Here is a 22,667-nt window from a genome sequence, read left to right as displayed (position 1 = left end):
GCGGCGGCAACGGTGCTGCCGGTGATGGGCCTGCGGGCGGTGGCTGCCGCCCTCAGCCGGCGCCGGAATGCCCGGCGGCCGGATACACCACGGTGCGGTTGCGGCCCTGCTCCTTGGCCATGTACAGCGCCTTGTCGGCCAGCCGCAGCGCCTGCAGCGGATCGTCGTGGTAGCTGGGGTAGTGGGCCACGCCCAGCGAGACGGTGACCGAGCCCACCTCGTCGAACATCTCGGCGGCTATCTGCACGCGCAGGCGCTCGGCGATGCGCGCGGCGGTGGCGGTGTCGATGCCCGGCAGCAGGATCAGGAACTCCTCGCCGCCGTTGCGGCACAGCAGGTCGGTATCGCGTGAGTCGTCGCGCATCAGCTGGGCGATGCGCAGGATTACCGCATCGCCCACGGCATGTCCGAAGCGGTCGTTGATGGTCTTGAAGCGGTCGATGTCCAGCGCGATGATCCCGAATGGCTGCCCGCGCGCCTGCCAGTCCTCCAGGCCCTGCTGCAGCCCGCGGCGGTTCTGCAGGCCGGTCAGCGGGTCGGTCATGCTGGCGCGGTTGAGCTTGCCGATCCGGTCCTGCAGCAGGTTGAAGCTGTACAGCAGCGCCTGCTTGAGGTGGGCCACTTCGTAGTACCAGGCGCGGATGCCGGTGACGTGGCGGATGGCGATGGCGGTATCGCGGTTCTGCACGTTGCGCGCCAGCTGCCACAGCGGCAGCGAGATGCGCCGCGCGCACCACCAGGTGACCAGCAGCGACAGCACGCCCAGCGGGATGGCATTCCAGATCACCGCCGACATCAGCCGCGACAGCGGCGCCAGAGTGGCCGCGGTCGGGCGCTGGGCGACCACGCCCCAGCCCACGCTGGGCACCGGCGCATAGCCGGCCAGCATGGGCACGCCGCGGCTGTTACGCACCTGCTGCGCACCGCTATGGCCCTGGCTGACCGCCTGCACCACCGGGTTCTCCAGCGCGAACTGGCCGACCCGCTGCGGATCGATGTGGTACAGGATGCGGCCGTCGCGGTCGACCACGTACAGGTAGGAGCCGTCGCGGTAGTGATGCTTGCCCAGCAGCGTCTGCAGGATGCTGCGCTGGCGCAGGTAGATGGTGCCGCTGACGTAGCCCTGGTACGCGCCCTGGGTATTGAAGATCGGGTGCGAGATCGCCACCAGCAGGCGTCCGGTGGCCGACCGGTAGGGGTTGCTGATGTAGGGTTCGCGGCGCTCCAGGGCTTCGGCGTTGCCCTGGCTGTTGAGCACCACGCCCTGCAGCGCCAGGCTCTGCGGCGAGGTGGCCAGCACGGTGCCGGCCGCATCCACCACCAGCACCGAATTGAAGCTGTTGGTCTGCAGCTGCAGGCGCGCGGCCTCCGCTGCCAGTTCGCCGCGGTCGTGCGCGCGCCGGCCCAGGGTGGTGGCGCTGTAGGCCAGCTGCTGCTGTGCCGACAGGATGAAATTCTGGGTGGTCTCGGCCAGCTTGCCGGCGTACACCCGGTTGGCTTCCAAGGTATTGCCGATCAGCTGTTCGCGCTGCACCCGGTAACTGGCGTGCAGGGTATTGGCCAGGGTCACCACGGCGCTGAGCAGGGCCAGGCCAAGGATCAATTTTCCCAGGTTCAGGCGGGATGACAACGGAGGCATGCGGTCGAGTAGCCGGCAGGTGCTGCGCCAACCGGGAATGCGGATGGACGGCAACGATGGAGCGGTCAGGAGCGCACTGCGTGGCGTCGATCCGGCGCGCCTGCGCGCCCGTTCCACGACGACCCCGCCCCCGGGCGGACAACAGATCTTGCCGCGGATTATTGCGGATTCCGCGCACGCGTGGGTGAAGCCGTGGCCACGGGCCGGCCCGCAATCGTAGTGCCGGTCGCTGGCCGGCAAGCTGGGCAATCCAGCAAACAAAAACCCGCCATTCGCATGGCGGGTTTCTGAAGGTGTCGCGTTCGATGGGTTTACCGCTTCATCGAACCGAAGAACTCGTCGTTGGACTTGGTGTTCTTCATCTTGTCGAGCAGGAATTCCATTGCGGCCATTTCATCCATCGGATGCAGCAGCTTGCGCAGGATCCAGATCTTTTGCAGCAGTTCCGGTTCGATCAGCAGGTCTTCGCGGCGGGTGCCGGAGCGGTTGATGTCGATGGCCGGGAACACGCGCTTTTCGGAGATGCGGCGGCTCAGGTGCACTTCGCTGTTGCCGGTGCCCTTGAACTCTTCGTAGATCACCTCGTCCATCTTGCTGCCGGTATCGACCAGCGCGGTGGCGATGATGGTCAGGCTGCCGCCTTCCTCCACGTTGCGCGCCGCGCCGAAGAAGCGCTTCGGACGGTGCAGGGCGTTGGCGTCCACACCACCGGTGAGCACCTTGCCGGAGCTGGGCACCACGTTGTTGTAGGCACGCGCCAGGCGGGTGATCGAGTCGAGCAGGATCACCACGTCCTTCTTGTGCTCGACCAGGCGCTTGGCACGCTCGATCACCATTTCGGCGACCTGCACGTGACGGGCGGCGGGCTCGTCGAAGGTGGAGCTGATGACTTCGCCGCGCACGGTGCGCTGCATTTCGGTCACTTCTTCCGGGCGTTCGTCGATCAGCAGCACGATCAGGTGCACGTCCGGATGATTGGTGGTGATCGCCGTGGCCACCTGCTGCATCATCATCGTCTTGCCGGCCTTGGGCTGGGACACGATCAGCGAACGCTGACCCTTGCCCTGCGGTGCCATCAGATCGAGGATGCGGCCGGTGATGTCCTCGGACGAACCGTTGCCGCGTTCCAGGGTGAAGCGCTTGCGCGGGAACAGCGGGGTCAGGTTCTCGAACAGCACCTTGTTCTTGGATGCTTCCAGCGGCTCACCGTTGATGGTGTCCACGATCGACAGCGCGAAGTAACGCTCGCCGTCCTTCGGGAAGCGGATGCGGCCGGACAGGTGGTCGCCGGTGCGCAGGTTGAAGCGACGGATCTGGCTGGGCGAAATGTAGGTATCGTCCGGGCCGGCCAGGTAGCTGGCTTCGGCCGCGCGCAGGAAGCCGAAGCCGTCCGGCAGGATTTCCAGCACGCCGTCGGCGGCCACGCCGTCGCCATGGCGGGTCAGCACCTTGAGCAGGGCGAAGATCACGTCCTGCTTGCGGGCGCGCGCCACGCCTTCGGAGATCTGCAGCTGCTCGGCGATTTCCAGCAGCTTCTGCGCCGGCATGCGCTTGAGGTCGCTCAGCGAATAGACCGGGAAGCCTTCGGGCACGTTGGCCTGCTGGCTGCGCACGAACGGCTGCTGCGGCTCGTTGTTGTCCTGCGGCATGCCGTCGTCGTTGTAGCGATCGCCACCGCGGTTGCGGTCGCGGCGATTGCGGAAACGGTCGCGGCGGTTGCCCTGGCCCTGGCCCTGGCCTTGGCCTTGGCCTTGGCCTTGGTTCTGGCCTTGGTTTTGGCCCTGGCCCTGGTACGGGTTCTGCCCGCCCTTGGGGGCGTTGTTGCCATTGGGGTTGCGCTGGCCACCGTCGCCGGTGTCCTGTTGTGCGCCGCCCTGGCCAGGCGAGGCATCGCCGGCCGGAGCCTGCTGCTGCGGCGCCGACGAAGCGGCGACCGGCGCCGGCGCGTCAGGCGCGGCAGCCAGGGGCAGGCCATGTTGTGCGGGGGGGGAGCCTGCGTCGGTAGCGTTGGCGGCCTTGGCAACGCGGGGCTTGCGCACGCGCTTCTCGGCAGGCGCGTCGGCGCTCCCGGGTTCGGAAGTAGTGATATCGGACAAGTGCTGGATTCCTCGCTAGAAGGTGCGAGCGCCCGGCAGGGCAGCGAACGTTGGGAAAGGATCTGGAGAGAACGGCGTCCAGAAGGTGCGGCGCGCGAATGCGGCCGGATATGCCGACACTAACACCGGCTCGCGGCGGCGCGCAAGCTGGGTGGGGCAGGGTCATTCATGCGGGCGATGGGCCCGCGTGGCAGCCGGGGGTGGGCCGGCTGCCTGCGTCGATCAGGCCAGGGCCTTGTCGAGCATGCCGGCCAGCTGGGCCTTGCCGACCGCGCCGATCTGCTGCGCCTGGACTTCACCGTCCTTGAACACCAGCAGCATCGGGATCGAGCGCACGTGGTACTTGGCGGCCAGGGCGCGGTTCTGGTCCACGTTGACCTTGGCGATCTTGGCGCGGCCGTTGTAGGCGTCGGCCAGTTCGTCCAGGGCGGGGGCGATCATCTTGCACGGGCCACACCATTCGGCCCAGAAATCGACCAGCACCGGTTCCTTGGAATTCAGCACTGCGCTATCGAAGTCGGCGTCGCCGACATGTACAACCTTGTCGCTCATCTTGGTCTCTCGTTTGGAGTGCACCCGGCCGGGCCGGAGGAGGTTGAACCTGGACGACGCCGACCGGCGCCATCTTCGTCTGCTGCCTCTTGGCCGCGCGGGCGGCCAGCGGTGCGTCAAGGGGCTGCCCCGACGCTCACGGCGGGCAGTGTACCCCTATCGTCGCGGGCGGACAGGCGTGCCCTGGAAAGAAGCATCCTGCCATCGCCACCCCGCGTGCCGGTAGCTGGCAGGCTCTATATAGGGGGCGATGGCGACCGCTTCCAGCGCCTCCGGCCGGCCTGTTCAACTGCCGGCAGGCGCGGTGAATACGCCGCCGGAGGCGCGCATCGGGAGCGTTGCCGGCTGTCTCGCCAGGTTTTGAGACGCCTGACAGCGGTTTGCCGCCGACATTGCGCTAAACTGGGACATTGTGCGGCGCCCCAGGACCAGCGAGGTCCGGCGCCGCCTTCCCCGGCGCAGGGGCCGCTAAGGCGACGGTGCCCTCCCCAAGATTGCAAGCCACCCGCACCTCTGCCGGGCTGGCCTTACCAAGACGGACACATGAGCGACAAACCGCTGACCGATTTGACCTTCTCCACTTTCGACCTGCATCCGACCCTGCTTGCGGGCCTGGGGGCGGCTGGTTTCACCCGCTGCACGCCGATCCAGGCACTGACCCTGCCGGTGGCACTGCCCGGCGGCGACGTCGCCGGCCAGGCCCAGACCGGTACCGGCAAAACCCTGGCGTTCCTGGTCGCGGTGATCAACCGCCTGCTGACCCGCCCGGCACTGGCCGACCGCAAGCCGGAAGATCCCCGCGCGCTGATCCTGGCCCCGACCCGCGAGCTGGCCATCCAGATCCACAAGGATGCGGTCAAGTTCGGCTCGGACCTGGGCCTGCGCTTTGCGCTGGTCTACGGCGGGGTGGACTACGACAAGCAGCGCGAGATCCTGCAGCAGGGCGTGGATGTGATCATCGCCACCCCCGGCCGCCTGATCGACTACGTCAAGCAGCACAAGGTGGTCTCGCTGCACGCCTGCGAGATCTGCGTGCTCGACGAAGCCGACCGCATGTTCGACCTGGGCTTCATCAAGGACATCCGCTTCCTGCTGCGGCGCATGCCCGAGCGCAGCACGCGCCAGACCCTGCTGTTCAGCGCCACGCTCAGCCACCGCGTGCTGGAGCTGGCCTATGAGCACATGAACGAGCCGCAGAAGCTGGTGGTGGAGAGCGAGTCGATCACCGCCGCGCGGGTGCGCCAGCGCATCTACTTCCCGGCCGACGAAGAGAAGATCCCGCTGCTGCTGGGCCTGCTGTCGCGCAGCGAAGGCGCGCGCACCATGGTGTTCGTCAACACCAAGGTGTTCGTCGAGCGCGTGGCGCGTTCGCTGGAAAAGGCCGGTTACCGGGTCGGCGTGCTGTCCGGCGATGTGCCGCAGAAGAAGCGCGAAAGCCTGCTCAACCGCTTCCAGAAGGGCCAGCTGGAAATCCTGGTGGCCACCGATGTGGCCGCCCGCGGCCTGCACATCGACGGCATCAAGTACGTCTACAACTACGACCTGCCGTTCGATGCCGAAGATTACGTGCACCGCATCGGCCGTACCGCCCGCCTGGGCGAGGAAGGCGATGCGATCAGCTTCGCCTGCGAACGCTATGCGATGGGCCTGCCGGACATCGAGGCCTACATCGAACAGAAGATCCCGGTCGAGCCGGTCACTAGCGAAATCCTGACCTCGCTGCCGCGCCCGGAGCGCGCACCGGCCGAGCCGGGTGAAGAAGGCGACGAGAACGAGAGCGTCGGCCAGATCTTCCGCGAGGCCCGCGAAGCGCGTGCCGCCGAAGAACAGCGCCGTGGCGGCGGCAGCAGCAGCGGCCGCGGTGGCAAGCCGTCGTCGGCCGGCCGCGGCGAGCGCCGCGGTCCGGGCGAGCGCAGCGCCGGCACCGGTGCCGATGGCAAGCCGCGCCGTGAGCGCAAGCCGCGCGCGGAAGGCGAGCAGCCGCTGGCCGAAGCAGCCGCCAAGCCGCAGGACGTGGTGGCCCCGGTCGACGCGCCGAGCGCGGCCGACAGCCCGGCGGTGGAAGGCGAGCGCGCACCGCGCAAGCGTCGCCGCCGTCGCCACGGCCGCCCGGTCGAAGGCGCCGAAGGCGCGGCAACCACCGGCCCGGTAACCCCGGTGCAGGTCACCGCCAGGCCGATGCGCGGCACCGCACCGCCGGCCGACCCCAGCACGTCGTTCCTGACCCGCATCGGCCGCAAGATCCGCCGGATGCTGTCGGGCCAGTAAGCCGAAGCACCCGACCGTTGGTCGGGTGACATCCCCGATCAGCGGGTAGCAAAGCCCCCTTGGTAAGGGGGCGGCCGCGAAGCGGCGGGGGTTCGGGTGCCGATAAGCCGGGGCCCACGGTTTGCGCAGCCAACCGTGGGGCGACAGCGCGAATGCGATGTCGCTCTCCCCTTGGTAAGGGGGCGGCCGCGAAGCGGCGGGGGTTCGGGTGCCGATAAGCCGGGGCCCACGGTTTGCGCAGCCAACCGTGGGGCGACAGCGCGAATGCGATGTCGCTTCCCCCGACCAACGGTCGGCACCTACCGTCTGACACCCCACCTCCACGCAGCCACCCTCGTCCTGCATAATCAGGCAATGAGCGTCCTGCGTTTTGACAATGTCAGCAAACAATATGCCGGCGGCCACCAGGCACTGGTGGACGTCAGCTTCGATGTCGCGCCCGGGGAAATGCTGTTTGTCACCGGCCATTCCGGTGCCGGCAAGAGCACCCTGCTCAAGTTGATCCACCTCGACGAGCGGCCCAGCCGCGGCGCGGTGATCTTCGATGAGCGCAACCTGCTCAAGGTGCGCGGCGGCAGCATCCCGCGCCATCGCCGCCAGGTCGGTGCGGTCTACCAGGACCACCGCCTGCTGATGGACCGCAGCATCGCCGAGAACGTGGCGCTGCCGTTGATCCTGCGCGGTACCCGGCGTGGCGAGATCGGCAAGCGGGTGCGTTCGGTGCTGGAGCGGATGGGCCTGGGCCACCGCGAGAAGGCGCTGCCCTCGCAGCTGTCGGCCGGTGAGCAGCAACGCGTCGGCATCGCCCGCGCGATCGTCGGCGAGCCCAAGCTGCTGGTGGCCGATGAACCCACCGGCAACCTCGATCCCACCCTGGCGGCGGAAATCATGGCCCTGTTCGCCGAGCTGCCCGAGCGCGGCACCAGCGTGCTGGTGGTCAGCCACGACCTGGCCCTGCTGCGGCACATGCGCAAGCGCGTGCTGATCCTGGACCACGGCAAGCTGATCGACGACATCTCGCCGCAGGACCTGGCCGAATGAGCGCACCCACCAACAAGGATGCTGCGGCACCGTCGCGCCTGGGCGTGTGGCTGCACCACCATGGCCACAGCGTGGTGTTCAGCCTGGGCCGCGCCTGGCGCAAGCCATGGGCCACCCTGCTCACCGTGATGGTGATGGCGCTGGCCCTGGCATTGCCGCTGGGCCTGTCGATCGCGCTGGACAACCTCAAGCATTTCGCCGGCAGCGTGCAGCAGTCGCGCGATATCAATCTGTTCCTGAAGACCGACGTGGCCGCCGCCGCGGCCGGGCAGGTGGCCGACACGCTGCGCGGCCGTGCCGACGTGGCCAATGTCACCGTGCAGACCCCCGAACAGGGCCTGGCCGAACTGCGCGACGGCGCCGGCCTGGGCGAGGCGATCGATGCACTGCACGACAACCCGCTGCCGACCCTGCTGATCGTCACCCCGCGCGCCGGCACCGACGATGCGCGCCTGGCGCAATCGCTGGAAGGCCTGCCGCAGGCCGACCTGGTCCAGCACGACGCACTGTGGCGCAAGCGCCTGGATGCCTGGCTGGGCTTCGGCACGCGGCTGGTGCAGGTGCTGTCGGTACTGCTGGGGCTGGGTGCGGCCCTGGTGGTGGGCAACACCGTGCGCCTGGACATCCAGGCCCGCCGCGAGGAAATCGGCGTGCTGCAGCTGCTTGGTGCCAGCGACGGCTTCATCCGCCGCCCGTTCCTGTACCTGGGCGCGTGGTACGGCCTGGGCGCCGGTGCGCTGGCCCTGGCGCTGATCGGTGCGGCCGGGCTGGCGTTGCGCCCGCCGCTGGCGGCGTTGTCGGAAAGTTATGCCAGCCCGTTCGTGCTGCATGGGCTGGACCTGCTGCATTCATCGTTCGTGCTGGTCGGCACCGTGGTGCTGGGCTGGCTGGGTGCGTGGCTGGTGACGGGACATTTCCTGCGCCAGACCCGGCCTACCGAAACCTGAGGCCCGCATGCGCCCGCAGTCCCTGAAGCACCTGGCCGACGACACACCGCGCGTGATGGTGGTCGATGGCTCCAAGCTGGTCCGCAAGCTGATCGCCGATGTGCTGCAACGCGAACTGCCGGCGGTGGACGTGGTGGGCTGCGCGAGCATCGAAGAGGCGCGCGCGGCGCTGGCGGCCGGCCCGGTCAACCTGGTCACCACCTCGTTGACCCTCAGCGACGGCGATGGCCTGGCATTGGCGCGGATCGTGCGCGACACCGCCGGGCAGGCCTATGTGCCGGTGATCGTGGTGTCCGGCGATGCGCAGCAGCACCTGGAGCAGCGCCGCTTCACCGAGTACGTCACCGACTATTTCGACAAGGCGCTGGGCCATGAAGCCCTGGCCACCTTCATCCGCGGCTACGTGCAGCCGGAAACCATTCCCGGCGCCACCATCCTGTATGTCGAGGACAGCCGGGTGGTCGCCGAGGCGACCAAGCGCATGCTCGAACGCCAAAGCCTGCGGGTGCTGCACGTGATGACCGCCGAGGAAGCCTTCGCGCTGCTCACCGCCGAATCGCTGGGCCGCAGCAGCCACCGCATCGACCTGGTGCTGACCGACGTCACCCTGAAGGGCGAGCTCAGCGGCCGCGATGTGGTCGAGCGGGTGCGGGTGGACTTCGGCTACGGCAAACGCCGCCTGCCGGTGCTGGTGATGACCGGCGACGGCAACCCCCACAACCAGTCCAGCCTGCTGCAGGCCGGCGCCAACGATCTGGTGCAGAAGCCGATCGAAGAGCGCCTGCTGGTGACCAAGGTGCTGTTCCAGCTGCGGCTGGCGCGCCTCAACGACAAACCCGTGGTGCGATGAACGACGACGTACAACCCAGTATCCAGCTGGAACCGAGCTGGAAGGCCCGTGTAGGCGATTGGCTGCTGCGCCCGGAAATGCGCGAGCTTTCCAGCTTCCTGCGCCAGCGCAAGGCCGCCGGCGCGCATGTGTTCCCGCCCGGGCCGCAGATCTTCGCCGCCTTCGATGCCACCCCGTTCGACCAGGTCAAGGTGGTCATCCTCGGCCAGGACCCGTATCACGGCCGTGGCCAGGCCCATGGCCTGAGCTTCTCGGTGATGCCCGGGGTGCCGGTGCCGCCGTCGCTGCTGAACATCTACAAGGAAATCGAGGCCGACCTGGGCATTGCGCGCCCGGACCATGGCTGCCTGCTGCCATGGGCGCGCCGGGGCGTGCTGCTGCTCAACGCGGTGTTGACCGTGGAAGAGGGCCAGGCCGGCGCGCACCAGGGCCGCGGCTGGGAGGGTTTCACCGACCATGTCGTGGATACCCTCAACCGCGAACGCGAGGGCCTGGTGTTCCTGTTGTGGGGCAGCTATGCCCAGCAGAAGGGCAAGGTCATCGACGCCGGTCGCCACCGCGTGCTGAAGGCGCCGCATCCCTCGCCGCTGTCGGCGCATCGCGGCTTCCTGGGCTGCCGGCATTTCTCGGCGGCCAACGACTACCTCGAGCGCCGTCATCTCGGCCGCATCGACTGGTCGCTGCCGCCGCGCGCGGCGCTGGATGTGGCCGGGTAGGTGGAACCAGGCGCGCTGGCTGAACGGTCGACAACCCCATTGGCCTGAATGGGGGTTCGTGGCCAGGCCGTTCAGCGAAAAACCACGCCAGACCGGGCTATTTATCCTGGCAAGTAATTGATTTGTAAGGCGTAGATTAAAATTCCCAGCCTGCTCGCCACTGTCATCATTTCGCGCTATGTTAGACCGGTATTCCGCGCCAGTGTTTCATCAGCAGAACGCTGGAACTTCTTTGTCCTTTAGCAGTCCAAGTTCCCGACTGCTAAGATGAGCCCTATGAGCCAGATCACCTCTACTGCCCTTGTGGCAAACAATCTCCCGGTTCCCAGTGCGCTTGGTTCGCTGGACGCCTATATCGGTGCCGTGCACCAGATCCCGGTGTTGTCGGTCGATGACGAGCAGGACCTGGCCCGCCGTTTCCGCGACGGGCAGGACCTGGACGCCGCGCGCGAACTGGTCCATTCCCACCTGCGCTTCGTGGTGCACGTTGCCCGTGGCTACAACGGCTACGGCCTGGCGCTGGGCGACCTGATCCAGGAAGGCAACATCGGCCTGATGAAGGCGGTCAAGCGTTTCGACCCGGACATGGGCGTGCGCCTGGTGTCCTTCGCGGTGCATTGGATCCGTGCGGAAATGCACGAGTTCATCCTGAAGAACTGGCGCATCGTCAAGGTCGCCACCACCAAGGCGCAGCGCAAGCTGTTCTTCAACCTGCGCAAGTCCAAGACCCGCCTGGGCTGGTTGAACGCGGCCGAAGTCAGCGCGGTGGCCAAGGACCTGAACGTTTCCGAGCGCGAAGTGATGGAAATGGAGTCGCGCCTGTCCGGCCGCGATATCGGTTTCGATGCGCCCAGCGACGAGGACAACGAAAACGCGCCGCCGTCGCCGGCGGCCTACCTGATGGCCGACGCCGAAGACCCGTCGATGGCCTACGAGCGTGCCGACAGCGAAGACAACCAGCTGCAGCTGCTGCGCGAAGGCCTGGCCGAACTGGATGCGCGTTCGCGCGACATCATCCGCCGCCGCTGGCTGGATGCCGACAGCAAGGTGACGCTGCAGGAACTGGCCGACGAGTACGGCGTTTCGGCCGAGCGTATCCGCCAGGTCGAAGCCAACGCGCTGAAGAAGATGAAGGCGCTGTTCACCGCCTGACCGGTGGCACGGCGTAGTAGCGAAAAAGCCCGGCAATGCCGGGCTTTTTCATGCCCGCGCCACGCCAGGGGGCCATGCCCGGCAGCGTGCGGATCCTGCCGATGGCAACCGCATTGGGTACCATCGCGATGGGGTGTTGTGCAGTCGCCTTGGGATTTCCGCCCCCCGTTTTGGAGTCATCCCGATGTCACGCGGTTCATTGGCTGCCCACCATTCGCTGTGCTGGTAAGCCAACCCATGATTTATTGATGGAATCTGCAGAACGAGCCCTTCAACGTCTGCGACACTCTTTGCAAGCATCAGCCCCACGAAGAAAGGGATGCCTGTCATGCATGTTCCTCCGCCTCCTGTTCCAGCAAGATTGCGCGAAATGCTCAAGGACTATCCGGGGCATATCGAGCGATTGCAGGAAGTGCTCATTCGATCTGTGGAGCAATCCCGACGGCTTCCGGTGATGCCGTTTGACGATGCGATCTCGGCACTAGAGGGACGGCTGGGAACGTTCATGGTTGAGGCCCGCGAAGAGCTGGATGTTGCCAAGATGGATGGTGATTCGGAAATGATCTCGCGTGCTGACAGAAAGTTCAGATTGATGTTCAGGGCGCGCTCTGGAAATGGAGGGATGAAAGGGTTGCACGATTTATGGGAGTACTTCGAGAAGAACAAGGAGGTCTTCTAAATGAGCTCGCCAAATGCAGTAGCGCAATCTGGATCGCTCCGGGCGACGAAGGCTGCGGTCGCTACGTCCCCGAAGCCGTCCTCAACCATCTTTGATAGGTTGCTTCAATGAATGGTTCAATGGCGTGCTTTAGGGCGCGGGAAGGTGCCCGCCATGTGCCGTACGCGTTATTCAGCTACCGATTTATTGATGGAGTCGGTAGAACGGTCCCTTCATATCTGCAAGACTCCCTGCAAGTATCAGCTCCATGAAAAGGACATCCGCCATGTTGCTTCCGCCGCCCCCTGTTCCAGCGAAGTTGCGCGAAATGCTCAAGGACTACCCGGGGCATATCGAGCGATTGCAGGAAGTGCTGAATCGATCCGTGGAGCGATCTCTGCGGCTTCCGTTGATGCCGTTTGACGATGCGATCTCAGCACTCGAAGGACGGCTGGAAACGTTTGTCTTTGAAGCTCGCGACGAGTTGAAAGTGGCCGAGATCTCTGGTGATCCCTTGGCCGTTGCTGCCGCCCAGGAGAAGTGGAGGTTGATGCGCATGGCAAGAAGTGGAGGCGGCGGAATGCTCGATATTAGTGACTTGGCTGAGTACTTTGAGCGCCAAAAGGATCGCTTTTGATGCAGCCTCTGAATGGTCGGCTTGACATTGCTACCCATGCGGCGATTTTTGAAGGGCAGATCCTTCCAGATAGCGGCTTGACACGTGCAACGTCGCTGGATAGTCCACGAGCGATTATTCTTGCCGGGCAGCCTGGGGCGGGTAAAGGCGCACTTGTTGACGCCGCAAAAGCCGAGCTGCGAAATGACGTAGTACCCATCGATCCGGACGAGCTTCGCGCTGCTCATCCCGAAGCCAGTAGCTTCCGTCAGAAGCATCCCTACTCTTGGGCTGGGCACACCCATAGTGATGCGAGCCAGTGGGCGAGAGAACTTCGGGCAGCCGCGATTGATGGACGCAAGAACATCATCGTCGACACGACAATGGGCAATGGCCCCGGGGCGGTCGACCTGATCAATGAACTCCGCGGAAAGGGCTACGAGGTTGAGGTTCGTGCGGTAGTAGCGCATCGCATGGAAAGCGAGTTGGGCGTGGACCGGCGCTTTACCGACAAGCTGGGCGACGAAGGCTACGGCCGCTACGTCCCCGAAGACGTCCGCAACCATGTCTACTCGGCACTCCCCGGCAACCTGGACAAGGTTCATGCCGAAACCGGGATTCCGATCCGTCTCTACAGCCGCGAAGGTGCGGAACTGTACGACAGCCGGACCGACCCGCGCCGACCGGGCCCGGTACTGGAAGCCGAACGCGAGGCGCGGCTGCACGACCCGCGGATCACCCATCTCACCCGCGATGGCTGGCGGGACCAAGCCCGATGGCACCAGGACCTGCCCGATACCCTCCAGCAGCATCCCCGGGTCGCCCCACCCACGGCCGCGGCGTTGCTCACCGAGCGCGGCAACCTGCTGGTGGTGGAAGGCGTGGCCCGCGGAACCGCAGAAGCCACGCGCATCGACCACACCGTCCGGGTGCATCCGAACATGGTCCGCGGCGCCACGGTCGGCGGGATCGCCGCTACGGTCTACGAGGCCGGCACCGAAGGCCGCAAGGTGGCCGACCTGTATGCCCGCGACAATGCGACCGGGGCCGAATCGGCGCTGCTGAATTTCGGTGCCCGCAGCGTCGGCGGGTGGACCGGCGCGGTCGTCGGTGCCAAGGCCGGCACGCTGATCGGCATCGAGTCCGGGCCCGGGGCGATCGTCACCGGCATCGTTGGCGCCGGGCTCGGTGCATGGGGCGCCGGTGAAGTGGTGGACTGGATCGAGAAGTACCGGATCAACAACCAGCGCGATACGTTCGGCAATGTCTGGACTTACGACCCCACCCAGCCGGATGCAGGCTGGACGCGCAGCGCGCGCGAAGTGATCGGTACCGTCGGCACCCAGGTGGACCGCCCGATATATGGGGCAACGCAGCACTTTACGGCCGATGCCGGCCTGACCCAGGAACTGAACTACAAGGCATCCAGCCGGGCGGTGGCGCTGCGCCTGTCCGAGCCCGATGTTCCGGTCGATCCCTACCGCATTGCCGGCGACATCACCGATACACCCAGCCTCTACCCCCGCGCCTGGGAGCGCGATGCCGAACGCGGCACCTGGCAGCGCGAAGTGGTCCTGCAGAGCTATGACCGCGGTATCCAGCGGACAACGGTGGAGCTGGCGGGTGCGGACAAGGCGGCCGAGCTGGACGCGTATGCGCAGGCCACCGTCGCGCTCAATGCGGCGCGGAGTTCGGCAGCCTATGTCCAGCAGTACGAACAGGCGTACGCGCAGCAGGGCTGGTCGCAGCACGGCCCGATCCCCGATGCGGTGGCCTGGACGCGCAGCCATCCGGACCACGTCATGGCATCGGACGGGCGCACCTACCAGCGCACGGCCGAGGGCCAGTGGAAGCATGACGGGCTGATCTACGATTCCCACGCCGACGGCAATGTGCGGGATGAGTTGAATGCCACCTATGAGCAGATCCGGGCCCGGTACCTGCAGCCGGAAGCGCCGGCGCCCGACGCGCCAGGGCGGGGCGCCTCGGTACAGACGCTGCAGATGCACGAGGGGCAAGCGTCGGCCGCACCCGGCCCTGCCGTTGCGCCACCGCCTGCACCGACGCCGATGCAGGCCGGCCACCCTGACCACGCGCTCTACCAGCAGGTCCGCGAGGGCGTGGCGGCACTGGACGCCAGGCACGGGCGCGACTTCGACGCCAGCAGCGAGCGGATGACCGCCAGCCTGCTGGTGCTGGCCAGAAGCAATGGGCTGGAGCGGGTGGACCATGTGCTGCTGAGCACTGCCACTCCCCAGCATCCGGCCGCTCACAATGTATTCGTGGTGCAGGGCGAGCCGAACAACCCGGCCCACCAACGCGCGTTGATGCCCATCGAACAGGCCGTCCAGACGCCGGTGGAGGCATCGCTGCACCAGTTGGATGTGGTGGGCCGCGAGCAGCAGCGCCTGCAGGCACAGCAGGTGGAGCAGCAGTCGCACGACCAGCGCGAGCAGCAGGGCATCCAGGCGCGTGGCGCCAGGATGGGCTGAGAGGAAGCCTCAGCCCAGGCCATGGCGCAGCGGCCATCGCTGCAGGGGTTCGGCTGTGTGCAGGCGCGCAGGGTGCGGCCCATGGCCGGACGCGCGGAGCCGCGTCGCCCGGGCGTGGCTCGGACCTACCCGCGTGCGATCGCGCGCCAGCCGATGTCGTTGCGGTGGAACTCATGCGCCCAGGTGATCTTCGCCACGCCGGCATAGGCACTGGCCTGCGCATCGGCGACGCTGTCGCCCAGCGCGGCCACGCACAGCACGCGGCCGCCGGCGCTGACCACCTGGCCCTGCGCGTCCAGCGCGGTGCCGGCATGGAAGACCTTGGCCGCAGCCGGCACCGCCTCCAGCCCGTGGATGACCTCGCCGGTGATCGGGGTTTCCGGGTACGGCGCTGCGGCCATCACCACGCCCAGCGAGGGGCGTGGATCCCACTGGGCCTGTACCTGGTGCAGGCGTTCGTCGATGGCGGCCTCCAGCAGATCCACCAGGTCCGACTGCAGGCGCAGCATCACCGGTTGGGTTTCCGGGTCGCCGAAACGCACATTGAACTCGATCACCTTCGGCGCGCCTTCGGCATCGATCATCAGGCCGGCATAGAGGAAGCCGGTGAACGGAATGCCGTCGGCGATCATGCCCTGCACGGTGGGGTTGACCACCTCGCGCATCACCCGCGCATGCACCGCATCGGTGACCACCGGGGCCGGCGAGTAGGCGCCCATGCCGCCGGTGTTGGGGCCGGTGTCGCCATCGCCCACGCGCTTGTGGTCCTGTGAGGTGGCCATCGGCAGTGCGGTGGTGCCGTCCACCATCGAGATGAAGCTCGCTTCCTCGCCGTCGAGGAATTCCTCGATCACCACGCGCGCGCCGGCATCGCCGAACGCATTGCCCGAGAGCATGTCGCGCACCGCATCCTCGGCTTCGGCCAGGGTCATCGCCACGATCACGCCCTTGCCGGCGGCCAGGCCGTCGGCCTTGACCACGATCGGCGCGCCCTTCTCGCGCAGGTAGGCCAGCGCCGGCGCCAGCTCGGTGTGCACTGCGTAGAACGCGGTGGGGATGTTGTGGCGGGCCAGGAAGTCCTTGGCGTAGGCCTTGCTGCCTTCCAGCTGGGCGGCAGCGGCAGTGGGCCCGAAGATGCGGTGGCCGGCGGCGCGGAAGCGGTCGACCACGCCGGCCACCAGCGGCACCTCGGGGCCGACCACGGTCAGCCCGATGCCTTCGGCGGCGACCAGGGCCAGCAGGCCGTCCAGGTCGGTGACCTTCACGTCCACGTTGCGGCAGCCCGGCTCGGTCGCGGTACCGGCATTGCCGGGGGCGACGATGACCTCGCTGACCTTCGCGGACTGGGCCAGCTTCCAGGCCAGGGCGTGTTCACGGCCGCCGGCGCCGATGACCAGGATCTTCAATGCAGTTCTCGCGTAAGGGGGGCAGAACGGCGATTTTACGCGGTGCCGGCGCAGCCTGCATCGGCCCCGGCGCAGCGGCCGGGTCAGTCCTCGCCGCAGCCTTCGCGCTGCAGATCGCCGGGTACCGGGTAGGTCCGGGTCTGGGGGTCGAAGATCAGGTGGTCATAGGCGTGGGCCGGGCCGGTGCAGTCCTGGCCGGTGGTGCGTACGGTGAGTGGCCAGTAGCCGTCCACCGCGTCGCTGCCGCCCACGGTGGTGGTGAAGTCGACATTGAACGCCGCATCGGCGCAGTCGTCGGGCGCGTCGTCGCAGTGCGGCGTGGCCAGGTTGTCGACGTGCTCGCGCAGCAGGGCGACCTCGCGCAGGCGGTCGTTGTGCACGGCCACGTAGGTGCGCGAGCGCTGCGCATGGCCGCGGCCGGAGCCATCGTGGGTGATGCGGAAGGCGTGGCGCTGTGGACCGAGCCGGTCGATCTGGACCGTACCGGGCGCGCCGTGGCGGCCGTACTCGCCGTGCAGGCGCTGGGCGATCACCAGCAGCGGCCGGCCCGGCGGGCCGAACAAGCCGGCGAAGGGGTGGTCCTTGTCCAGCGCGTGTTCTTCGCCATCGCGCAATACATACAGATCGACCCGGCCGGGTTCGACGCTGGCGGCCTGGTCCAGGGCCTGGCACACCGCCAGCAGGTGCTGCAGGTGGCCGTCGGTGTCGACGGTTTCATGCGCGCAGACCTGCCGGGTGACCGGGCGCAGCGCCTGCACGTCGGTGTCGTCCCATTGGTCCTGCCAGGGCGCATCCAGCCGGGCAGCGGCGCCATAGCGGCTGCGCAGGAAGGCCAGCAGCCGCTGCTCGTGGCTGCCGTCCAGGTGCAGCGTGTCCACTACTTCGGCAGTGCTGTCCAGCACCCGGCGCGGTTTGCCCGGTTCGGGTGCGGGCGCGTGGTTGCCGCAGCCGGCCAGCAGCGCCGCCAGCAGCAGCGCCGCCGTATACCGGCACCGGCGCTGGATGGGCGGGTCACTGCGGCGCATCACGGTCGGCGGTACCTCACCGGCAGCCTTCGCGCTGCAGGGACGCGGGGAAGCTATAGGTCCAGGTCCCGGCGTCCAGGCTGAAGCGATGCTCGCGGCGTACCGGCTTGCCGCCGCACTCGCTGCCGGTCTCTTCGATCAGCAGCGGCCAGATGCGCGCGCTGCGGTCGCTGTCGTCGAAGCGGTAGGAAAAATCGATATTGAATACCCGGGTGCGGCAGTCTTCGGCGAACTCGGCATCGTCGCAGTCGTAGGCCGCGCCGTTGTCGATATGGCTGCGCAGCGAACCGGCATCGACCAGGCCCTTCGGGCCGGGCAGGATCAGCGTCTGCGTTTCCAGCGAATGGCCCTGGCCGAACCAGCCGCTCTCGCTGCGGAAGCCGTAGAAATCGCTGCCGGCGCGGATGACCTGCACGGTGCCGGGGCGGCCGCTGCTGCCGTAGGTGCCGCCGGTGAGTTCGGCCACGACCTCGAAGCCTTCGCCGCTGGGGCGCAGCACGTAGAAATCGACGGTGCCCGGGTCGGCGTGGCCGCCCTCGCTGAGCGTGCCGCACACGGCCAGCAACTGCTGCCAGCTGTCACCGCTGACCACCGGCTGTTCGGCGCAGACCTGCCAGTCGGTGGCGCGGTCTGCGCCGTCCTGGGTCCAGGTGCCCTGCCAGCCCTGCGACAGCGACGCCTCGGCGCCATAGCGTTTGACCAGGAATGCCTGCAGCCGCGCGGTGCGGCTGACATGGGCGGCCGGTTGCGCCGCCGTCGCCTGCCGTGCGGGCGTGGCGGCCGGGGCGGGTTCGGCGGCCGGCTTGCAGCCGGCCAACGCGGCGGTGCCGGCGAGGGCCAGCATGATCAGGGGCTTGCGTGCGATTGCAGACATCCGTGTCGCTCCAGGGTCAATGGCGGAAATGACGTACGCCGGTGAACACCATGGCCAGGCCATGCTCGTCGGCGGCGGCGATCACTTCGCTGTCGCGCATCGAACCGCCCGGCTGGATCACCGCCTTGATGCCGGCGGCCGCGGCCGCGTCGATGCCGTCGCGGAACGGGAAGAATGCATCGGAGGCCATCACCGAACCTTCCACCACCAGGTTGGCATCGGCGGCCTTGATGCCGGCGATGCGCGCCGAATAGACCCGGCTCATCTGCCCGGCGCCGACGCCGATGGTGCGGTTGTCCCTGGCGTAGACGATCGCGTTGGACTTGACGAACTTGGCCACCTTCCAGGCGAACAGCAGGTCGGCGAACTGCTTGTCGGTCGGGGCCAGCTTGCTGACCACCTTCAGCTCGTCGCGCGCCATGCCGCGATTGTCGGCGCTCTGGATCAGCAGGCCCGAGCCCACCCGCTTGGTGTCGTAGTTGTTGCGGCCCTTGCCATGCGGAATGCGCAGCACGCGCACGTTGGCCTTCTTCTGCGCGTATTCCAGCGCGGCCGGCTCGAAGTCCGGCGCGATCAGCACTTCGACGAACTGACGGTCCAGGATCACCCGGGCGGTGGCCGCATCCAGCGGTTGGTTGAACGCGATGATGCCGCCGAAGGCGCTGGTCGGGTCGGTGGCGTAGGCCAGCTCGTAGGCATCGCCGTTGCCGGCGCCCACGGCCACGCCGCACGGGTTGGCATGCTTGACGATCACGCAGGCCGGCGCGTCGAACTGGCGCACGCATTCCCACGCGGCATCGGCGTCGGCCAGGTTGTTGTAGCTCAGCTCCTTGCCTTGCAGCTGCTGGAAGGTCGCCAGCGTGCCCGGCACCGGGTACAGGTCGCGGTAGAACGCGCCGCTCTGGTGCGGGTTTTCGCCGTAGCGCAGGTCCATCACCTTCACGAAGCTGGAATTCATCTGCGCCGGGAACTCGCTGCGCACCGGCACCGCCGCGTCGCTGGCGGCCACCGCCGACAGGTAGTTGCTGATCGCCGCGTCGTACTGGGCCACGCGGTTGAAGGCGGCCACCGAGAAGGCGAAGCGCCTGGCGGCCGACAGCTTGCCGTCGTTGGCCTCCAGTTCGGCCAGCAGTTCGGCGTACTGCGCCGGGTCGGTGGCCACCGCCACGCGGGCGAAGTTCTTGGCGGCCGAACGCAGCATCGCCGGGCCGCCGATGTCGATGTTCTCCACCGCGTCTTCCAGCGTGCAGTCGGCCTTGGCGGTGACCGACTCGAACGGGTACAGGTTCAGCACCAGCAGGTCGATCGCGCCGATGCCGTGTTCGGCCATCACCGCATCATCCAGCCCGGCGCGGCCCAGCAGGCCACCGTGCACCAGCGGGTGCAGGGTCTTGACCCGGCCGTCCATCATTTCGGGGAAGCCGGTGAGCTCGGCCACGTCCTTGACCGCCAGGCCGGCGTCGCGGATGGCCTTGGCGGTGCCGCCGGTGGACAGCAGTTCGATGTTGCGCGCCGCCAGGGCGCGGGCCAGGTCGATCAGGCCGGTTTTATCGGAGACGGACAGGAGGGCCCGGCGAACGGGCAACAGATCAGCAGTCATGGGGACAGGGCAATCGGCAGCGGAGCAGGGCCGATATTGTAGGCGGTGGGGCCCGCTGCCGGGCGCCGCCGGCGCGATATCGCCGTTGGCGGCCCCGTTGGCCAGCCCGCCCGACCGCCCGCCGGGCCGCCGCAAGCCGGCGGCACTGGGGTAGGCTGGGCGCTCTGCCAGGGAATTGCAGGTTCAGCATGGTGTCGACAGCAACATGGAAGGCGCCGCTGCTTGCCGGCATCGTGGCATGGGTCGGGGTCACCGGGCCGGCAGCGGCGCAGCAGGCAGCCGTTGCCGCAGACGCCGTGCCGGCGGTGGAAGTGCTGGTACCGGCCCCGGGCCCGGGCCCCGCCGGCCCGCCCGAAGCGGCCGGATCCGGCAGCGACGAGCTGGAGCGGCAGGCCTATGACGCCTATGAAGCGCAGGACTGGGCGCAGGCCCGGCGCCTGATCGACCAGGCCATCGCGTTGGCGCCTGGCCAGATCAGCCTGTACCGGCTGAAGGCCTATATCGCCGCGGCAAGCGACGACAACGCCGGGGTGCTGGCTGCGGCGGCGCAGGCGCTGCGGCTGGATCCGGATGACGCTGAAAGCCTGCAGCTGCGCGGCACCGCGCGGGCCAAGCAAGGCGACACGCCGGCGGCACTGGCCGACTATGCCGCCGCCCTGCAGGCCGGCGGGCACAGCAGCACCCTGTTCCGCAATTACCTGTTCCTGCTCAACCAGCAGCACGACAACGCGCGGATGCTGGAGGTGCATGCCGCCTACGAGGCGGCGTACCGCAGCGACCCCGAAGGCACCGGGCAGCATGCCGATATTCCGTTCCATGCCGCGCAGGCCTACCACCATCTGGGCCAGCCACGGCGTGCGGTGGAACTGCTGGACCAGGCCATCGCGCAATCGCCGCAGGTGGCCGGCTACTACGGCAACCGCGCACTGGCCCAGCACGCGCTGGGCCGGTCCAGCCAATCGCTGGCCGATGATGGCCGGGCGATGCAGCTCGACCCGACCGAGCCGCTGTATCCCTACAACCGCGGCGTGACCCGGTTGGACATGGGCGACGCGGCCGGGGCGCTGCAGGACTTCAAGGCGGCGGTGGCGCTGGGCAAGGACGATGCCGATACCTGGCTCAACATCGGGGTGGCCGAGGAGCGGCGTGGGCGCACGCGCCAGGCGCTGGCCGCCTATGACCGTGCGCTGGCAAAGGAGCCGGGCAACCCGAGGGTGCTGACCAACCGGCTCTCGCTGCTGGGCAAGGGCGACAGCGCGGCCGTGGCCGCACAGGCCGGTGCGCTGCCGGCCGAAAACCAGGCGCAGCTGCTGTTCAACCAGGGCCAGGCGCAGACCCGGGCAGGGCAGTGGCAGGCCGCGGCGGACCTGTTCGCGCAGGCGGTACGGCTGGATCCCGGCCTGGATACCGCCTGGCTCAACCTGGGCGTGACGCAGGCCAGGCTGGGGCAGCACCAGCGCGCGCTGGATACGCTCAACGACTACATCCAGCGCGCCCCGCTCAAGACCATCGGCCTGCTCAACCGCGCCAATGTGCTGCACGAACTCGGCGATGATGGCGCGGCCGAGAAGGACCTGCTGCGGGCCGCACAGTTGGAGCCGGGCAACCTGGACATCCAGCAGCGCCTGGCCTACCACTACAGCCGCACCGGGCAGACCGACAAGGCACGGCGCCATTACGCACAGCTGGTGAAGTTGCCCGGCAACCTGTCGCCCGATGCCTTCATCAACTACGCGGCCATGCTGCTGCAGCTGGGCGAGACGCGCGAGGCGGCGGTGGTGGCCGGCAACGGCGTGGCACGCTTCCCCGACAACTATGGCCTGCGCCTCAACCAGGGCAGTGCACTGGGTGACAGTGGCCAGCATGCCCTGGCGGTGGACGCCTACCGCGCCGCGATGCGGCTGCAGCCCGCGCGCCTGGATGCGCACTACAACCTGGGCAACCTGTACCTGCAGCAGCTCAGGCAACCGCGCAAGGCCGTGCAGGAATACCGCACCGCGCTGACACTGCAGTCGGCGCCGGACCTGGACGCCGCCGGGCAGCGCGAGCAGCGCATGAGCCTCCATCTCAACCTGGCCAGCGCGCTCACCGACAGTGGCGATGCCGCCGGCGCACGTGCCGCGCTGCAGGCTGCCATCGACGAGGCGCCCGATGACTACCGGCCGTGGTTCAACCGTGCCGCAACCGCGCTGTCGGCAGGCGACCCGGCGGCGGCCAGGCCCGACTTCGAGGCGGCGTGGGTGCGCCTGGACGCCCTGCAACGCGCGCAGCCGGAGCAGGCGCAGCCTGACCCGGCCCTGCTCGAACACGCCGGCTATGTGTTGTTCCACCTGGGCCGCACCGGCGAGGCTGCCCTGCGCATGCAACAGCTGCTGCAGGCGCAGCCGGACAACATCGACGCGCAGCGCAACTATGGGTTCATGCTGCTGGACCTGGGCCGCCCGCAGGATGCCAAGCGCTTGTTCGACCAGGCCTTTACCCGCGAGCCGGACGACGTGGACGGCTGGCTGGGACTGCTCGCCTGCGCGATGCTGGACAGCGATCCGGCGCAGCAGGCGCGCCTGAAGCGTCAGTTCGAGCAGCGTTTTTCCGGCCGTTACCGGCTGGACCAGGCATTGCCGACACAGCTGATGCGCAAGGAAGGCTACTGGTATTCCGAGCGTTTCCTGCAGCTGTGGCGGCAGTTGCTGGTGGCGGGGTGAATAGACGGTCGTCGAGCGTTTCCCTGCCCCTGC

Annotated in this window: 17 protein-coding genes; 10 read left to right on the top strand and 7 right to left on the bottom strand. The window is 67.9% G+C overall.

Annotated features, from left to right (window positions below):
- Positions 1 to 52: 52 nt before the first annotated feature.
- From AC3ITM_RS17450 to trxA, 3 genes are all read right to left on the bottom strand, one after another.
- Positions 53 to 1,639 (bottom strand): sensor domain-containing diguanylate cyclase, encoded by a 1,587-nt coding sequence (locus AC3ITM_RS17450; protein ID WP_489266825.1) that lies wholly within the window; start codon positions 1,637 to 1,639, stop codon positions 53 to 55.
- Positions 1,640 to 1,950: 311 nt separating this feature from the next.
- Complete coding sequence (gene rho / locus AC3ITM_RS17445) at positions 1,951 to 3,735, bottom strand: transcription termination factor Rho (protein ID WP_489266823.1); 1,785 nt, start codon at positions 3,733 to 3,735, stop codon at positions 1,951 to 1,953.
- 222 nt (positions 3,736 to 3,957) lie between these two features.
- On the bottom strand, positions 3,958 to 4,287 hold the full coding sequence (gene trxA, locus AC3ITM_RS17440; protein ID WP_019183509.1) for a thioredoxin TrxA: 330 nt from the start codon (positions 4,285 to 4,287) through the stop codon (positions 3,958 to 3,960).
- A gap of 543 nt (positions 4,288 to 4,830) precedes the next feature.
- On the opposite strand from trxA, the gene rhlB reads away from it, so the two are divergent.
- From rhlB to AC3ITM_RS17395, 9 genes are all read left to right on the top strand, one after another.
- Positions 4,831 to 6,555, top strand: coding sequence for an ATP-dependent RNA helicase RhlB (rhlB, locus tag AC3ITM_RS17435; protein WP_489266822.1), 1,725 nt, complete (start codon positions 4,831 to 4,833; stop codon positions 6,553 to 6,555).
- A gap of 354 nt (positions 6,556 to 6,909) precedes the next feature.
- Positions 6,910 to 7,596, top strand: a complete 687-nt coding sequence (gene ftsE / locus AC3ITM_RS17430) for a cell division ATP-binding protein FtsE (protein ID WP_228885921.1) — start codon at positions 6,910 to 6,912, stop codon at positions 7,594 to 7,596.
- Entirely contained in the window at positions 7,593 to 8,543 is a 951-nt protein-coding gene (gene ftsX / locus AC3ITM_RS17425; RefSeq protein WP_489266820.1) for a permease-like cell division protein FtsX, read from the top strand. The genes ftsE and ftsX overlap by 4 nt, the downstream gene beginning before the upstream one ends.
- A gap of 7 nt (positions 8,544 to 8,550) precedes the next feature.
- Positions 8,551 to 9,393, top strand: a complete 843-nt coding sequence (locus tag AC3ITM_RS17420; RefSeq protein WP_489266818.1) for a response regulator — start codon at positions 8,551 to 8,553, stop codon at positions 9,391 to 9,393.
- Positions 9,390 to 10,109: a uracil-DNA glycosylase gene (gene ung / locus AC3ITM_RS17415; protein WP_489266816.1), complete on the top strand. Its 720-nt coding sequence runs from the start codon at positions 9,390 to 9,392 to the stop codon at positions 10,107 to 10,109. Before AC3ITM_RS17420 ends, ung begins: the two co-directional genes overlap by 4 nt.
- Before the next feature lie 276 nt (positions 10,110 to 10,385).
- A complete protein-coding gene (gene rpoH, locus AC3ITM_RS17410; protein WP_228885925.1) occupies positions 10,386 to 11,261 on the top strand; it encodes an RNA polymerase sigma factor RpoH in 876 nt (291 codons plus the stop codon).
- Positions 11,262 to 11,631: 370 nt separating this feature from the next.
- Entirely contained in the window at positions 11,632 to 11,940 is a 309-nt protein-coding gene (locus AC3ITM_RS17405; protein WP_489266814.1) for a hypothetical protein, read from the top strand.
- A 265-nt stretch (positions 11,941 to 12,205) separates the two neighbouring features.
- Entirely contained in the window at positions 12,206 to 12,556 is a 351-nt protein-coding gene (locus AC3ITM_RS17400; RefSeq protein ID WP_489266812.1) for a hypothetical protein, read from the top strand.
- A complete protein-coding gene (locus AC3ITM_RS17395) occupies positions 12,556 to 15,027 on the top strand; it encodes a zeta toxin family protein (protein ID WP_489266810.1) in 2,472 nt (823 codons plus the stop codon). The genes AC3ITM_RS17400 and AC3ITM_RS17395 overlap by 1 nt, the downstream gene beginning before the upstream one ends.
- 125 nt (positions 15,028 to 15,152) lie before the next feature.
- Here the strand turns inward: AC3ITM_RS17395 and purD are convergent, their stop codons facing one another.
- The 4 genes from purD to purH form a co-directional block, all read right to left on the bottom strand.
- Entirely contained in the window at positions 15,153 to 16,433 is a 1,281-nt protein-coding gene (gene purD, locus AC3ITM_RS17390; RefSeq protein WP_489266808.1) for a phosphoribosylamine--glycine ligase, read from the bottom strand.
- Between the two features lie 83 nt (positions 16,434 to 16,516).
- Positions 16,517 to 17,458 (bottom strand): hypothetical protein, encoded by a 942-nt coding sequence (locus AC3ITM_RS17385; protein ID WP_489266806.1) that lies wholly within the window; start codon positions 17,456 to 17,458, stop codon positions 16,517 to 16,519.
- A gap of 16 nt (positions 17,459 to 17,474) precedes the next feature.
- Positions 17,475 to 18,332, bottom strand: a complete 858-nt coding sequence (locus AC3ITM_RS17380) for a hypothetical protein (RefSeq protein ID WP_489266805.1) — start codon at positions 18,330 to 18,332, stop codon at positions 17,475 to 17,477.
- A gap of 16 nt (positions 18,333 to 18,348) precedes the next feature.
- The gene (gene purH, locus AC3ITM_RS17375; RefSeq protein WP_489266803.1) at positions 18,349 to 19,932 is read right to left on the bottom strand and encodes a bifunctional phosphoribosylaminoimidazolecarboxamide formyltransferase/IMP cyclohydrolase; all 1,584 of its coding nucleotides are present in this window, start codon (positions 19,930 to 19,932) and stop codon (positions 18,349 to 18,351) included.
- A 191-nt stretch (positions 19,933 to 20,123) separates the two neighbouring features.
- Here purH and AC3ITM_RS17370 point away from each other — a divergent pair, with 191 nt between their 5' ends.
- Positions 20,124 to 22,634: a tetratricopeptide repeat protein gene (locus AC3ITM_RS17370; RefSeq protein ID WP_489266801.1), complete on the top strand. Its 2,511-nt coding sequence runs from the start codon at positions 20,124 to 20,126 to the stop codon at positions 22,632 to 22,634.
- Positions 22,635 to 22,667: the final 33 nt, after the last annotated feature.

Source organism: Stenotrophomonas sp. KH_029 (assembly GCF_057839765.1).
This window is presented reverse-complemented; position numbering and strand designations above follow the sequence as displayed.

What these genes read in the sequence shown, in the direction of transcription:
- AC3ITM_RS17450 (WP_489266825.1), bottom strand. Translation starts at nt 1,639, where the DNA reads ATGCCTCCGTTGTCATCCCGCCTGAACCTGGGAAAATTGATCCTTGGC.
- trxA (WP_019183509.1), bottom strand. Translation starts at nt 4,287, where the DNA reads ATGAGCGACAAGGTTGTACATGTCGGCGACGCCGACTTCGATAGCGCA.
- rhlB (WP_489266822.1), top strand. Translation starts at nt 4,831, where the DNA reads ATGAGCGACAAACCGCTGACCGATTTGACCTTCTCCACTTTCGACCTG.
- ftsE (WP_228885921.1), top strand. Translation starts at nt 6,910, where the DNA reads ATGAGCGTCCTGCGTTTTGACAATGTCAGCAAACAATATGCCGGCGGC.
- ftsX (WP_489266820.1), top strand. Translation starts at nt 7,593, where the DNA reads ATGAGCGCACCCACCAACAAGGATGCTGCGGCACCGTCGCGCCTGGGC.
- AC3ITM_RS17420 (WP_489266818.1), top strand. Translation starts at nt 8,551, where the DNA reads ATGCGCCCGCAGTCCCTGAAGCACCTGGCCGACGACACACCGCGCGTG.
- ung (WP_489266816.1), top strand. Translation starts at nt 9,390, where the DNA reads ATGAACGACGACGTACAACCCAGTATCCAGCTGGAACCGAGCTGGAAG.
- rpoH (WP_228885925.1), top strand. Translation starts at nt 10,386, where the DNA reads ATGAGCCAGATCACCTCTACTGCCCTTGTGGCAAACAATCTCCCGGTT.
- AC3ITM_RS17405 (WP_489266814.1), top strand. Translation starts at nt 11,632, where the DNA reads ATGCTCAAGGACTATCCGGGGCATATCGAGCGATTGCAGGAAGTGCTC.
- AC3ITM_RS17400 (WP_489266812.1), top strand. Translation starts at nt 12,206, where the DNA reads ATGTTGCTTCCGCCGCCCCCTGTTCCAGCGAAGTTGCGCGAAATGCTC.
- AC3ITM_RS17395 (WP_489266810.1), top strand. Translation starts at nt 12,556, where the DNA reads ATGCAGCCTCTGAATGGTCGGCTTGACATTGCTACCCATGCGGCGATT.
- AC3ITM_RS17385 (WP_489266806.1), bottom strand. Translation starts at nt 17,458, where the DNA reads ATGCGCCGCAGTGACCCGCCCATCCAGCGCCGGTGCCGGTATACGGCG.
- AC3ITM_RS17380 (WP_489266805.1), bottom strand. Translation starts at nt 18,332, where the DNA reads ATGTCTGCAATCGCACGCAAGCCCCTGATCATGCTGGCCCTCGCCGGC.
- purH (WP_489266803.1), bottom strand. Translation starts at nt 19,932, where the DNA reads ATGACTGCTGATCTGTTGCCCGTTCGCCGGGCCCTCCTGTCCGTCTCC.